General features: G+C 62.7%; 15 protein-coding genes. 10 read left to right on the forward strand and 5 right to left on the reverse strand.

All coding sequences use genetic code 11. The annotated features are described in order from the left end of the window. Positions 1 to 21 precede the first annotated feature (21 nt). The 3 genes from ACEWPM_RS00815 to tpiA are packed head-to-tail and all read left to right on the forward strand — an operon-like array spanning position 22 to position 1,484. The gene (locus ACEWPM_RS00815) at positions 22 to 387 is read left to right on the forward strand and encodes a HesB/IscA family protein (RefSeq protein WP_393960593.1); all 366 of its coding nucleotides are present in this window, start codon (positions 22 to 24) and stop codon (positions 385 to 387) included. Further along, positions 384 to 710 carry a TfoX/Sxy family protein gene (locus ACEWPM_RS00820; protein WP_393960594.1) on the forward strand — a complete coding sequence of 109 codons (327 nt, stop codon included), beginning with the start codon at positions 384 to 386 and terminating at the stop codon, positions 708 to 710. The genes ACEWPM_RS00815 and ACEWPM_RS00820 overlap by 4 nt, the downstream gene beginning before the upstream one ends. A 12-nt stretch (positions 711 to 722) precedes the next feature. Then, on the forward strand, positions 723 to 1,484 hold the full coding sequence (tpiA, locus tag ACEWPM_RS00825) for a triose-phosphate isomerase (RefSeq protein WP_393960595.1): 762 nt from the start codon (positions 723 to 725) through the stop codon (positions 1,482 to 1,484). Here tpiA and ACEWPM_RS00830 read toward each other — a convergent pair. Continuing rightward, positions 1,479 to 1,940: an Lrp/AsnC family transcriptional regulator gene (locus ACEWPM_RS00830; RefSeq protein WP_393960596.1), complete on the reverse strand. Its 462-nt coding sequence runs from the start codon at positions 1,938 to 1,940 to the stop codon at positions 1,479 to 1,481. The two genes, tpiA and ACEWPM_RS00830, sit on opposite strands and share 6 nt — an antisense overlap. A 140-nt stretch (positions 1,941 to 2,080) precedes the next feature. On the opposite strand from ACEWPM_RS00830, the gene ACEWPM_RS00835 reads away from it, so the two are divergent. The 6 genes from ACEWPM_RS00835 (at position 2,081) to ACEWPM_RS00860 (ending at position 6,390) form a co-directional block, all read left to right on the forward strand. Continuing rightward, entirely contained in the window at positions 2,081 to 2,311 is a 231-nt protein-coding gene (locus ACEWPM_RS00835; protein ID WP_393960597.1) for a hypothetical protein, read from the forward strand. Beyond that, entirely contained in the window at positions 2,311 to 2,613 is a 303-nt protein-coding gene (locus tag ACEWPM_RS00840) for a DUF2849 domain-containing protein (RefSeq protein WP_393960598.1), read from the forward strand. Before ACEWPM_RS00835 ends, ACEWPM_RS00840 begins: the two co-directional genes overlap by 1 nt. Further along, complete coding sequence (locus tag ACEWPM_RS00845; protein WP_393960599.1) at positions 2,613 to 4,304, forward strand: nitrite/sulfite reductase; 1,692 nt, start codon at positions 2,613 to 2,615, stop codon at positions 4,302 to 4,304. Before ACEWPM_RS00840 ends, ACEWPM_RS00845 begins: the two co-directional genes overlap by 1 nt. Further along, the gene (locus ACEWPM_RS00850) at positions 4,291 to 5,052 is read left to right on the forward strand and encodes a phosphoadenylyl-sulfate reductase (protein ID WP_393960600.1); all 762 of its coding nucleotides are present in this window, start codon (positions 4,291 to 4,293) and stop codon (positions 5,050 to 5,052) included. The genes ACEWPM_RS00845 and ACEWPM_RS00850 overlap by 14 nt, the downstream gene beginning before the upstream one ends. Further along, entirely contained in the window at positions 5,049 to 5,453 is a 405-nt protein-coding gene (locus ACEWPM_RS00855) for a DUF934 domain-containing protein (RefSeq protein WP_393960601.1), read from the forward strand. The genes ACEWPM_RS00850 and ACEWPM_RS00855 overlap by 4 nt, the downstream gene beginning before the upstream one ends. Positions 5,454 to 5,526: 73 nt before the next feature. Then, positions 5,527 to 6,390 (forward strand): ferredoxin--NADP reductase, encoded by an 864-nt coding sequence (locus tag ACEWPM_RS00860; protein WP_393960602.1) that lies wholly within the window; start codon positions 5,527 to 5,529, stop codon positions 6,388 to 6,390. Between the two features lie 79 nt (positions 6,391 to 6,469). Here ACEWPM_RS00860 and ACEWPM_RS00865 read toward each other — a convergent pair whose 3' ends face one another. Further along, positions 6,470 to 7,318 (reverse strand): translation initiation factor 3, encoded by an 849-nt coding sequence (locus ACEWPM_RS00865; RefSeq protein WP_393960603.1) that lies wholly within the window; start codon positions 7,316 to 7,318, stop codon positions 6,470 to 6,472. 210 nt (positions 7,319 to 7,528) lie between these two features. Here ACEWPM_RS00865 and infC point away from each other — a divergent pair, with 210 nt between their 5' ends. Continuing rightward, a complete protein-coding gene (infC, locus tag ACEWPM_RS00870) occupies positions 7,529 to 8,074 on the forward strand; it encodes a translation initiation factor IF-3 (protein ID WP_393960983.1) in 546 nt (181 codons plus the stop codon). Positions 8,075 to 8,150: 76 nt separating this feature from the next. On the opposite strand, the gene ACEWPM_RS00875 is transcribed toward infC, so the two are convergent. The 3 genes from ACEWPM_RS00875 to ACEWPM_RS00885 all read right to left on the reverse strand — a co-directional run bounded on the left by ACEWPM_RS00875 (position 8,151) and on the right by ACEWPM_RS00885 (position 11,934). Beyond that, a complete protein-coding gene (locus tag ACEWPM_RS00875) occupies positions 8,151 to 8,939 on the reverse strand; it encodes an FAD binding domain-containing protein (RefSeq protein ID WP_393960604.1) in 789 nt (262 codons plus the stop codon). Positions 8,940 to 9,024: 85 nt separating this feature from the next. After that, positions 9,025 to 11,406 carry a xanthine dehydrogenase family protein molybdopterin-binding subunit gene (locus ACEWPM_RS00880; RefSeq protein ID WP_393960605.1) on the reverse strand — a complete coding sequence of 794 codons (2,382 nt, stop codon included), beginning with the start codon at positions 11,404 to 11,406 and terminating at the stop codon, positions 9,025 to 9,027. Between the two features lie 30 nt (positions 11,407 to 11,436). Further along, positions 11,437 to 11,934: a (2Fe-2S)-binding protein gene (locus tag ACEWPM_RS00885; protein ID WP_393960606.1), complete on the reverse strand. Its 498-nt coding sequence runs from the start codon at positions 11,932 to 11,934 to the stop codon at positions 11,437 to 11,439. Positions 11,935 to 12,002 lie beyond the last annotated feature (68 nt).

Here is a 12,002-nt window from a genome sequence, read left to right on the forward strand (position 1 = left end):
CAAAGGCAAAGGATCGCACTCATGTTCGGAATTCCCGGCAAACAGGCCGTCACCATCACCGACCGCGCGGCGACGCAGATCGCCAGGCTCATGGCCAAGGACGGCCATCAAGGCCTGCGCATCGGCGTCAAAAAAGGTGGCTGTGCGGGCATGGAATACACGATGGAATACGTGACCGAGGTCGATCCCCATGACGAGGTGGTCGAAGAGTCCGGCGCGCGGGTGATGATCGCGCCCATGGCCCAGATGTTCCTTTTTGGAACAGAGATCGACTACGAGGTCGGCCTTCTGGAATCAGGCTTCCGCTTCAACAATCCCAACGTGACCGAGGCCTGCGGCTGCGGCGAGTCGATCAAGTTCGACGAAACCCTCAGCCAGAACGGGTGAGCGTTTCGGACGCAGAGATTGCGCATGTCCGCGATCTCTTTGCGCCCCCCGGATCCATTACCCAGCGCAAGATGATGGGCGGCGCCACCTTCTATTCAAATGGTATGATTGTTGCCATTCTGTCCAGCGAAAGCACTGCCTGCCTAAAGGCCGAAGGCGTCCTGGCGCAGCGGCTGGAGCGGGCGGGCACCGAGACATTCAGCATGACGCGCAAGGATGGCCACGTCACCACGATGGGTTACCGGGCCTTATCCGAGGCAGCGCTTGACGATCCGGCCACAGCTTGCGATTGGGCACGGGACGCGCTGAGCGCGCAAGCTTGAGGGGCGAAGAAAATGCGGCGCAAACTTGCAGCAGGCAATTGGAAGATGAACGGGCTGAGCGCAGATCTGGACACGCTGGACGCGCTTTGTGCCGCACATCAGGATGCGGCGGTCGATTTGCTCGTCTGCCCGCCCTTCCCCCTCATCCCCGGCGCCGCGGCGCGGGTTAAGGGCCATGCACTGGCCATAGGCGGGCAGGATTGCCACGCAGAGACGTCGGGCGCTCACACGGGCGATACCTCAGCCGTGATGCTGGCGGATGTCGGCGCCAGCGCTGTCATTCTGGGGCATTCCGAGCGGCGCAGCGATCACGGCGAGACGTCGGATGACGTGCGCGCCAAGGCCAAGGCCGCCCATGCCGCCGGGCTGCTGGCCATCATCTGTGTTGGGGAAAGCCTCGCGCAGCGCGAGGCGCAGAACACGCTCGACATCATTGGCGGGCAGCTTTCGTCCTCTATTCCCGACACGGCGACGGGCGAGAATACCGTTGTTGCCTACGAGCCGTGCTGGGCCATTGGCACGGGCCTCACCCCGACGACGGATCAGATCGGCGAGGTGCATGACTTCATCCGCGCCCGGCTGGAGCGACGCTTTGGTGCTGGTGTGGGTCGCTCGGTCCGCCTGCTCTATGGCGGATCGGTCAAGGGCGCCAATGCCGCCGAGATTTTCGCCGTGTCGAACGTGGACGGCGCGCTGGTCGGTGGGGCGAGCCTAAAGACGGATGATTTCTCGCCTATCATCAGCGCCTTGGAGGGCGCGGCTAAAGCGTCATAGCGGCAGAATTGTGGTCGATTTGATCTCTTCCATCGAGAGCAAAGCCGTCACATTATGCACTTTCACCTCTGAAATCAGCGCCTGGTAGAACGTGTCATAGGCGCGGGCATTCTTGACCCGCACCTTGAGGATATAATCGATATCACCCGCCAGCCTGTGCGCCTCCTGCACCTCGGGGCGCCCCTTGAGCGCACGCAAGAACGCCTGCTGCCACGCTGCGTCATGCTCGGATGTTCGGATGAGGACAAAGAAACAGGCCTCGAATCCCAGCGAGTCAGCATCCAGCAGATAGGTCTGGTGCTTGATCACACCCGCCTCCCGCATCTTGCGGATGCGGTTCCAGACCGGAGTCTTGGAGCTGCCTACCGACTTGGCGATGTCATCCAGTGATTGGCCGCCATTGACCTGCAACTCGCCAAGGATCTTCCGATCCAGATCATCCAAACGAACAGCCATTCCAGTTTTTCCTCAATCATGGAATTTCGCGGTGGATGCCGGTGCAATATGGAACGTATGTCCTTATTGATCCGCCCCCATAGCGCTTTGGTGGGAATATTTTCTATATATGAAGGCAAGTCAAACGGAATGGACAGGCCATGAGACATTTTTCGATCGTCATCGCATTGCGCGGCAGCCGCGTCGTCCGGTCGGCTTGCGGCAAAGCCGTTCCGGCCCGCGCCGCAGGCGGTGATAAGATGGACTGCCTGCTGGCAGCCACGCCCGATGCGGGCTTTGGCATAGGCTTTCACAAGGCAGGCCCGCCGCCGCAGATCATACCGGGCGCTTCAACCGTATCCGCCCTCTTCCCATTTGAGGAGACCGTCTGATGCCCCGCGACTTTACGCCCAAAGTCATCACAGCCAATGCGCTCTTGGAGGGCGATGTTGTCTACCTGACCGAAGCGGACACGTGGACCCGCGACCTTGCCGAGGCCGAGATCCTGACCGACGAGGCCGATGCGGAATTGCGCCTGCTGACCGCACAGGGCCGCGCCCGCGAGGTCGTCGGCGCCTACCTGGCCGAGGTTGCGTCCACCGCGAGCGGTCCGAAACCGGCACATTTCCGCGAGGAATTTCGCCGCACCGGCCCTTCCAACTACTTTCATGGCAAGCAGGCAGGGACGCTCTGATGTATAGCTATTCCGAATTCGACGCTGCCTTCGTGGCCGAGCGTAACCGCCAGTTTCGTGCGCAGGTCGCCCGGCGGCTGGACGGCTCGCTGACCGAGGCTGAGTTCAAGCCGCTGCGCCTGATGAACGGCCTATACCTACAGCTCCACGCCTACATGCTGCGCGTTGCCATCCCCTACGGCACGCTGAACGCGCGCCAGATGCGCCAACTTGCAATGATCGCAGAGCGATGGGACAAGGGCTATGGGCATTTCACCACACGTCAGAACATCCAGTATAACTGGCCCAAGCTGGCCGATGTGCCCGATATCCTCGATGCGCTTGCCGAGGTGCAGATGCACGCGATCCAGACCAGCGGAAACACGATCCGCAATGTGACGGCGGATCACTTCGCCGGTGCAGCCGCGGATGAGGTCGCCGATCCGCGCCCCATTGCCGAGCTGATCCGTCAATGGTCGACCGATCATCCCGAGTTCCAATTCCTGCCGCGCAAGTTCAAGGTCGCCGTGACCGGCAGCCCGATGGACCGCGCCGTGACGCTGGCGCATGATATCGGTCTGCGCATCGTCAGCCGGAACGGTGTGACGGGTTACCGCGTCATCGTCGGCGGCGGTCTGGGCCGGACGCCCATGATCGGCAAGGTTCTGCATGACTTTTTGCCCGAGGAGGATCTGCTCCCCTATCTGGAAGCGGTCGTCAGCGTCTGGAACAGCATCGGGCGGCGTGACAACAAGTTCAAGGCGCGGATCAAAATTACTGTCCATGAGCATGGCGTCGACGATATCCGCGCCCGCGTCGAGGAACGCTATGCCCTGATCCGCCCGGCCTTCTCCGGTGTCGATCAAAAGCTACTGGGCGCCATCCGCGCGCAATTCGCGCCGCCCGTGTTCCGCGAGGCGGGCACGGATGGCTACTACGCGGCGCGCGCCACTGATCCGGTGTTTCGCGCCTGGGCCGACACCAACATCGCCGCGCACCGCGCGCCGGGCTATGCCATCGTCTCGATCAGCCTCAAGGCCCATGGCGAGACCCCCGGAGACGCCACCGCCGAGCAGATGCGCCTCATGGCCGATCTGGCCGAGCGCTACGGCCATGATGAGCTGCGCATCAGCCACGAGCAGAACGTGATCCTGCCGCATGTCCAAAAGTCGGACCTACCCGAGCTCCACGCCGCTCTGCGCGAAGTGGGCCTCGCCACGGCTAATATCGGCCTCATCAGCGATATCATCGCCTGCCCCGGCATGGATTACTGTGCGCTGGCCACCGCCCGCTCGATCCCCATCGCGCAGGAGATTGCAACACGCTTCGACGCTCTCAAGCTCGAGCATGAGATCGGCGAGATGAAGATCAAGATCTCCGGCTGCATCAACGCCTGCGGGCATCACCATGTCGGCCATATCGGCATCCTTGGCCTCGACCGGGCGGGGGTCGAGAATTACCAGATCACCATCGGCGGCGATGGCGGCGCGGATGCCCAGTTGGGCGACCGCACTGGACCGGGTTTTTCGGCTGAGGAAATCGTACCCGCCATCGAGGCGATCATGCTGGCCTATCTGACGCATCGCAGCGAGGCATCCGAAACCTTCCTGCAGACCTATCGCCGCCTTGGGATGGCGCCGTTCAAATCCGCGCTTTACGGCGAGGAGGCTGCACGCCCGCGCAGAAAGGCCGAGGCGCATGTCCCGGCATGAAACGCCGATAAGCCCCTTGCAAGCACGCGCTGACGCGCTGAACGCGGCCTATCGTCACCACTCTGCGATAGCTGTGCTGGCACGTGCGCTGCATGATCGGGACGTCGGCCAACTGGCGCTGGTCTCGTCCTTCGGCGCGGAATCCGTCGTGCTCTTGCATATGGTGGCGCTGGCGCGGCGCGAGACGCCGGTGATCTTCCTCGAGACCGGCATGCTCTTTGCCGAGACGCTGGTCTACCAGCAGGAGCTGGCCGAACGGCTGGGTCTGAAGGACATGAGGATCATCCGCCCCGATGCGGAGAGCCTAAAGGCCGGCGATCCGGCCGCGATGCTGAACCAGACCGATCCCGACGCCTGCTGCGCCCTGCGCAAGACGGTGCCATTGGCCCGCGCGCTGAGCGGGTTTGACGGCTGGATCACCGGACGCAAGCGCTATCAGGGTACGGCGCGTGAGGATCTGGAATTCTTCGAGGTCGACGAGGCCAATGGGCGGCACGAAGGCCGGCTCAAGATCAATCCGCTGGCCCATTGGCAGCGCGGTGACGCGCGCACTTATATCGAGGAGAACCGTCTGCCGCGCCATCCGCTGGTGGCGCACGGCTACCCTTCGATCGGTTGCATGCCCTGCACGTCCCCTGTCGCAGCGGGCGAGGATGACCGCGCGGGCGGTTGGAAGGGCCGCTCCAAGACGGAATGCGGCATTCACTTCCAAAACGGCAAATTAATCAAACAAGGAGAAAGCGCATGAGCGTTATCGTGAAGGATGCGGGCTTTGGCCCCGATGACTGGACCGCGCCCATCACGGCGCTTGAGGATGCGCGGGCAGGCTACGGCATCGACCTTGCTTCCTCGGTCGACCCAGCCGAACTTGCCGGTCGCCTGCCCGAAATCGCGCTGATCCGGGTGGATTTTCCCAACTCGGCGGATGGTCGCGGCTTTTCCATCGCACGCCAGCTGCGCCTGATGGGCTACAATGGGCGTCTGCGGGCGCGGGGCCATGTTTTGGCCGATCAATACGCAATGGCGCGGCGTTGCGGCTTTGACGAGGTCGAAATCGACGAGGCGCTGGCCGACCGCCAGCCCGAGGAGCAGTGGCTTTTCCGGGCCGAATGGCGCGCGCATGATTACCAGGCCCGCCTGCGCGGCTGAACGCGGCCTTTATTTGATCCAGCCCAAGGACTATACGGAAGGCACCGGTTTAAAACGCCGGTGACATGAACATATGAACGAGATGACCCACGTGCCCAATACCGCCGCCCAGAAGACGCCGCCGCGCGCCACACCCGCCCTGCCCGACGCACAAACCGTCACGCAAGTCACGCATTGGACCGACCGGCTCTTTTCCTTCCGGGTGACGCGCCCGGTTTCGCTCCGGTTCCGCTCGGGCGAGTTCGTGATGATCGGCCTGATGGGCGATCCCGATCCCGTCACGGGCAAGCAAAAGCCGATCCTGCGGGCCTATTCCATCGCCTCGCCGTCTTGGGATGACGAGCTGGAATTCTATTCGATCAAGGTGCAGGATGGCCCCTTGACGTCGAAGCTGCAGCATATCCAGCCCGGCGACGAGGTGATCCTGCGCCCCAAGCCTGTGGGCACGCTGGTGCATGACGCACTCCTGCCCGGCAAGCGCCTGTGGCTCTTCGCAACCGGCACGGGCTTTGCGCCTTTCGCGTCGCTGCTGCGCGATCCTCAGACCTACGAGGATTACGATGAGGTCATCATCACCCATACCTGCCGCACCGCGGGCGAGCTGACCTATGGCGCGCAGCTGATCGAGGATGTGCGCGGCGATGAGATGCTCGAAGAGCTGATCGGCGATAATTTCGCGGCCAAACTGCGCTATTACCCCACCACCACCCGCGAGGAGAGCCCCAAGATGGGCCGCATCACCGACCTGATGCGCTCGGGCGAGGTGTTCGAGGATCTGGGCGTGCCGCCCCTCGCCCCCGAAACGGACCGCGCGATGATCTGCGGCAATCTTGCCTTCAACCTAGAACTGAAGGACCTACTCGAGGAATACGGGCTGCGAGAGGGGGCAAATTCCGCGCCCCGGGAATACGTCGTGGAGAAGGCTTTTCTGGACTGATCCGCCCCTCTGAAAGACATGAAAAAGCCCGCGCCGGACAATCCTGCGCGGGCTTCTTTTTCGGCGGGATGGCGCGGGTTTACATCCCCAGCGCAGCGCGCGCCTGCTCCAGCGCGGCGCGCAGCAATTCGGGATTGTCCCGTGCCTGCTGCAGCGTCGTCTTGAGGAGCGTCTTTTGCGTCTCGTTGATGTCGGAATTCTCGATCATCTGCGCAGCGGCATCCATGTCGAAATTCTCGACAGTCAGCGGAGCTGCAGAATCGGAAGCGGCATCAGTCGCGGTATCCGCGCCCTCGGTCGCAACATCGGTTGCCGCTTCGGACGCGGCCTCTTCGGCGGATTGGCCTGCTTCGGTTGCTACTCCCGTTTCTGCGTCTGCACCTTCTGCAGCCGTATCCGTCGCAGCGTCGCCGGCCTCAGTGGCCGTATCGGCAGCCTCATCTGCAGCTTCCGTCGCTGCATCCGCCGCCTCAGTCGCGGTGTCGGCGGCCGCATCGGCGCCCTCGCTGACAGCCTCGTCAACCGCCTGCACCGCCTCGCTGCCCTCTTGGGACATCGCGTCTACGGCCTCTTGCGCTCCTTCGACTGCGGCATCCGCCGCGTCTTCTGCCACGTCGGCGGCATCCTCGGCAGTCCCCTCGACGGCGTTCATCGCATCGTCGGATTGATCTTGAACCTCGTCGCTGGCCGCCTCGATGGCATCACCGGTCTTCTCCGCAGCAGCCTCGGTCTCAGCCGCCGCCTCTGCTGCGGCGGCGTCCGCCTCATCCACGGCTTCATCCGCCGTCTGCTCGATCTCGGCGGGCGCGTCGATCGTCTCGCCCTCGGTCTCGGTCTCGATGATTTCGGTCGGCGAGTTGCCGGTGACCAGCACATAGCCGCCGATCAGTACGATCGCGGCCAGCGCGATCCAAAGAAGGTTTCTCATCTCATCATCCCCATAATGTCCGTGCCGCGCCCTGTACAAGGCGACGAGGCTATATTTAACACTGTGATATCTGCCTGCCGCTCCGGCAAGGTGCAAGGGCCATCCCCCCGATATCGGCGCGTATCGGCCTATTTTGACGCTTGAATCCCGGCCGGGCCATGACTACCTTGCCACCTCATAGATTTTATCAACCATCGAAGGAGCAAAGCCATAGCCCGCAGACCGCACAACGCGCCGCCGACGCGCGACACAGGCCCCCGCGTCAACGAACGTATCCGTGACGCCGAAATCAGACTGATCGGGGCCGATGGTGATAATGTCGGTGTCGTCTCGGGCGCGCGCGCCCTCGAGATGGCCGAAGAGGCAGGGCTGGATCTGGTCGAGATTTCGCCGAATGCCAAGCCTCCGGTTTGCAAGATCATGGACTTTGGCAAGTATAAGTACGAGACGCAGAAGCGCGAGGCCGAGGCGCGCAAGAAGCAGAAGATCATCGAGGTGAAAGAGGTCAAATTCCGGCCCAACACCGATACGCATGACTACGACGTCAAGATGCGTAACGTCTTCAAATTCTTGGAAAATGGCGACAAGGTCAAGATCACCTTGCGTTTCCGCGGCCGTGAGATGGCGCACCAGGATCTGGGCCGCGAGCTGCTGCAACGGATCGCCGCCGATGTCGAAGGCACTGGCAAGGTAGAGAACATGCCGAAGATGGAAGGCCGCCAGATGATCATGATCATTGGTCCTCTCTCGCGCTGAACCACGAAGCTCTCGTTAGAATGCGAAAACGGCCCGGATCGCTCCGGGCCGTTCTACTTTGCGCTGCCTTTCCGTTCTAGCGGGCCGCCGCCAGTGCGCGGCGGGTCATGACACCCACAAGATGCGCGCGGTATTCAGGCGTGCCGTGCAGATCGCCCATCATGCCATCCGCAGGTACGCTCAGCCCCTCCAAGGCCTCCGCGTTGAACGATTTCGACAGCGCGTCCTCCGCCTCCTCCCAGCGAAAGACACCCCCCTCGGATGCGCCCGTGACTGCCACGCGCACACCCTCCGCAAATTTGGCCACGAACACGCCCACCAGCGCGAAACGCGAGGCCGGCTGTTCGAACTTGGCATAGCCCGACGCTTCGGGCACCGGGAATTTCACCTCGACTATGATCTCGCCCTCTTCCAGCGCCGTATCGAACATGCCCTGAAAGTAGTCATCGGCCGCGATCTCACGATTATTGGTGCGGATGGTCGCGCCCGCCGCCAACGCCGCGGCCGGATAGCAGGCCGAGGGATCGTTATTTGCAAGGCTTCCGCCGATCGTACCGCGATTGCGCACCGCCGGATCGCCGATTCGCGAAGCCATGGCTGCAAGCCCGGCAAAGTCTCCCGCTTCCGCCGCGATGTCGCCATGGGTGGTGCTGCCACCGATGCACATCCGCCCCGCATCATCGGTGCAGATGCCCTTCATCTCGGCAATTCCCGACAGGCTGACCAAAACCGACGGCATCGCCAGTCGCTGCTTGAGCGTCGGGATCAGTGTCTGGCCCCCGCCCAGTGGCTGTGCCTCCTCTGTGGCGAGCGCCTTGACCGCCTCCGCTATGGTCGTGGGTCGCTCGATTTCGAATGCATACATCCCGTCATCTCCCAAACTGCGACAAGCCATTCTTCTTGCCGGAAATATCCCGGGGCCCGGGGCAGAGCCCCGAAACGCCCACTTCTCAACTCTGCTGCATCGCCTGCCAGACGCGGCTCGGCGTGACGGGCATGTCCACATGGTCCACCTTGTACCCGCCCGATTGCAGCGCATCGACGACCGCGTTGATCACCGTAGGCGTCGATCCGATGGCCCCCGCCTCGCCGCAGCCCTTTACGCCCAGCGGATTGTGCGTGCAGGCCGTCCCGTTCGAGTGGTCGATCTTGAAGAACGGCACGTCATCTGCGCGCGGCATGCAGTAATCCATGTAGCTGGCCGAAAGGAGTTGCCCGTCCGCATCATAAGTGCAGTTTTCCAGCAGCGCCTGGCCAATGCCTTGCGTTAGCCCGCCATGCACCTGTCCGTCCACGATCATCGGGTTCACGATATTGCCGAAATCATCGGCGGTGGTGAATCGCTCGATCGTCACCTTGCCGGTCTCCGGATCGACCTCGACCTCGCAGGCATAGGCCCCCGCCGGGTAGGTGAAATTGTTGGGGTCATAAAACGCGGTCTCCTCCAGCCCAGGCTCCACCTCGTCCAGCGGGTAGTTATGCGGAACGTAAGCCGCCAGCGTCACGTCGCCCCAGGCCAGCGATTTGTCGGTGCCCGCCACGGTGAACTTGCCGTCCTTCAGCTCGATATCCTCGTCCGAGGCTTCCATGATATGGGCCGCGATCTTCTTGGCCTTGGCAATGATCTTCTCGGTGGCGCGCACCATCGCACTGCCACCCACGGCGATCGAGCGCGAGCCATAGGTGCCCATGCCCATCGGTGTATTGGCGGTATCGCCATGCTCGATCTCGATCATCGAGGCATCAATGCCGATCATGTCCGCCACGACCTGCGGAAATACCGTCTCATGCCCCTGCCCGTGGCTATGACTGCCAGTCATCACGGTGATGCCGCCGGTGGCATTCACGCGCACCGTCGCACTCTCGTAGAGACCCGCGCGTGCGCCCAGTTGCCCGACGAGGTTCGAGGGCGCGATGCCGCAGGCCTCAATGAAGCAGTTGACGCCGAGGCCGCGCAGCTTGCCGTTCTTTTCGCTTTCCTTGCGGCGCGCCTCGAAGCCAGGAAGGTCCGCCTGCGCTTCCAGTTTGTCGATCAAGCGATTGAAATCGCCCGAGTCATACTCGACCGCCACGGGCGTCTGGTACGGGAACTCCGTGATGAAATTCTGCCGCCGCAGCGCAATGGGGTCGATCCCCAACTCGCGCGCGGCCTTGTCGATGACGCGCTCCAGCTGGTAGGTCGCTTCGGGCCGGCCCGCGCCGCGATAGGCATCGACCGGCACGGTATTGGTAAAGACCGCGCGCACGTTCACATAGACCAGCGGCGTCTTGTAGTTTCCGGCCATCAGCGTGCCGTGCAGCCATGTGGGAATCGACGGCGCGAAGGTGCTCAGATACGCGCCCATATTGGCCAGCGTGTCGGTGCGGACGGCGGTAAAGTTGTTGTCCTTGTCCAGCGCCAGTTCGATCTTGGTCACATGGTCGCGCGCCTGCGCGTCGCTCAGGAACGCCTCGGACCGCGTGCAGGTCCATTTTACTGGCCTGTTCAATGCCTTGGCGGCAAACGTGCAGAACGCTTCCTCGGCGTAATGATAGATTTTCGAGCCAAATCCGCCGCCCACATCGGGCGCCACGACGCGCAGCTTGTGCTCGGGGATGTTCAGGACAAACGCGCCCATCAGCAGGCGGATCACATGCGGGTTCTGGCTGGTGGTGTAGAGCGTCGACTCGCCGGTCCCGCGGTTGAAATCGCCGATCGCAACGCGCGGCTCCATCGCGTTGGGCACGAGGCGGTTGTTGATAAGCTCGACTGTGGTGACATGCGCGGCGTTCTTGATCGCATCATCGACCGCCTGCTTGTTCTCCTCGACGAAACCCCAGTCAAAACAAAGGTTACTGGTCAGCTCTTCATGTACTTTCGTGCTGCCATCCTCAAGCGCCTTCGCCATGTCGATGACCGCTGGCAGTTCCTCGATATCGGGAATGATCGCCTCGGCGGCGTCCCGTGCCTGCTCGCGCGTTTCGGCCACGACGGCGGCGATGGGATCGCCCACATGGCGCACATGAGTCTCGCACAGCACCGGGTGGCGCGGCTCCTGCATCGGGTTGCCGAAGCGGTCCGTCACCTGCCAGCCGCAGGGAATACTACCCAGATCCTTGAAATCCTCGCCGGTAAAGATGCGCAGCACGCCCGGCATCTTTTCCGCCTCGCTCAGGTCCAGCCCGTTCAGCTTGCCGTGGGCAACGTCCGAGCGCAGGAAGTGCACATAGGCCTGACCGCGCAGGTTGATATCGTCCGTATAGTTGCCGGTTCCGGACAGGAACCGGACATCCTCGCGCCGTTTCGGGCTGGCGCCGATGCCGCCGTGATCGGGTGCATTATCCTTGGGCATATGTCTCTCCCTGGGGTTGGCGGGTGGGCGTCACTCGGCAGCGATGCTGCCGGCGATCTGGCTCACGTCCTGGCCGCTTGCGGCGAGGATCGCCTTGACGATGTTATGATAACCGGTGCAGCGGCAGATATTACCGCTGAGATAACTGCGCACCTCGGCCTCGGTCGGCTTTGGGTTATCCTTGAGCAGGGCCGCCGCACTCATCACCATGCCGGGCGTGCAAAAGCCGCATTGCAGGCCATGATAGTCCTGAAACGCCTGCTGGATCGTGTTGAGCGTGCCATCGGGCGCCGCCTGCCCCTCGATCGTGTCAACCTCGGCGCCCTCCGCCTCAGCGGCGAAGATGGTGCAAGCCTTGACCGCCTTGCCATCGACATGCACGACGCAGGCGCCGCATTGGCTGGTATCGCAGCCGACATGCGTGCCGGTCAAACCCAGCGTTTCGCGCAGGAAATCGACAAGAAGCGTGCGGCCTTCGATGGTGCCGCTCGCGGTCTTGCCATTCACGGTCATCGTGACCTGTGACATGGGCGCCCTCCCTATGAGCTATCTTTGTTGTTGCCCCGGAGTTAAGCACGGAGATACGCCGTTGAGAA

The sequence above is a fragment of the Roseovarius maritimus genome (genome assembly GCF_043355895.2).
GTDB lineage: Bacteria > Pseudomonadota > Alphaproteobacteria > Rhodobacterales > Rhodobacteraceae > Roseovarius > Roseovarius maritimus.

Excerpts from the sequence above, each read along its gene's own strand:
- ACEWPM_RS00815 (WP_393960593.1), top strand. The coding sequence starts at position 22 with ATGTTCGGAATTCCCGGCAAACAGGCCGTCACCATCACCGACCGCGCG.
- tpiA (WP_393960595.1), top strand. The coding sequence starts at position 723 with ATGCGGCGCAAACTTGCAGCAGGCAATTGGAAGATGAACGGGCTGAGC.
- ACEWPM_RS00830 (WP_393960596.1), bottom strand. The coding sequence starts at position 1,940 with ATGGCTGTTCGTTTGGATGATCTGGATCGGAAGATCCTTGGCGAGTTG.
- ACEWPM_RS00835 (WP_393960597.1), top strand. The coding sequence starts at position 2,081 with ATGAGACATTTTTCGATCGTCATCGCATTGCGCGGCAGCCGCGTCGTC.
- ACEWPM_RS00840 (WP_393960598.1), top strand. The coding sequence starts at position 2,311 with ATGCCCCGCGACTTTACGCCCAAAGTCATCACAGCCAATGCGCTCTTG.
- ACEWPM_RS00845 (WP_393960599.1), top strand. The coding sequence starts at position 2,613 with ATGTATAGCTATTCCGAATTCGACGCTGCCTTCGTGGCCGAGCGTAAC.
- ACEWPM_RS00850 (WP_393960600.1), top strand. The coding sequence starts at position 4,291 with ATGTCCCGGCATGAAACGCCGATAAGCCCCTTGCAAGCACGCGCTGAC.
- ACEWPM_RS00855 (WP_393960601.1), top strand. The coding sequence starts at position 5,049 with ATGAGCGTTATCGTGAAGGATGCGGGCTTTGGCCCCGATGACTGGACC.
- ACEWPM_RS00860 (WP_393960602.1), top strand. The coding sequence starts at position 5,527 with ATGAACGAGATGACCCACGTGCCCAATACCGCCGCCCAGAAGACGCCG.
- ACEWPM_RS00865 (WP_393960603.1), bottom strand. The coding sequence starts at position 7,318 with ATGAGAAACCTTCTTTGGATCGCGCTGGCCGCGATCGTACTGATCGGC.
- ACEWPM_RS00875 (WP_393960604.1), bottom strand. The coding sequence starts at position 8,939 with ATGTATGCATTCGAAATCGAGCGACCCACGACCATAGCGGAGGCGGTC.
- ACEWPM_RS00880 (WP_393960605.1), bottom strand. The coding sequence starts at position 11,406 with ATGCCCAAGGATAATGCACCCGATCACGGCGGCATCGGCGCCAGCCCG.
- ACEWPM_RS00885 (WP_393960606.1), bottom strand. The coding sequence starts at position 11,934 with ATGTCACAGGTCACGATGACCGTGAATGGCAAGACCGCGAGCGGCACC.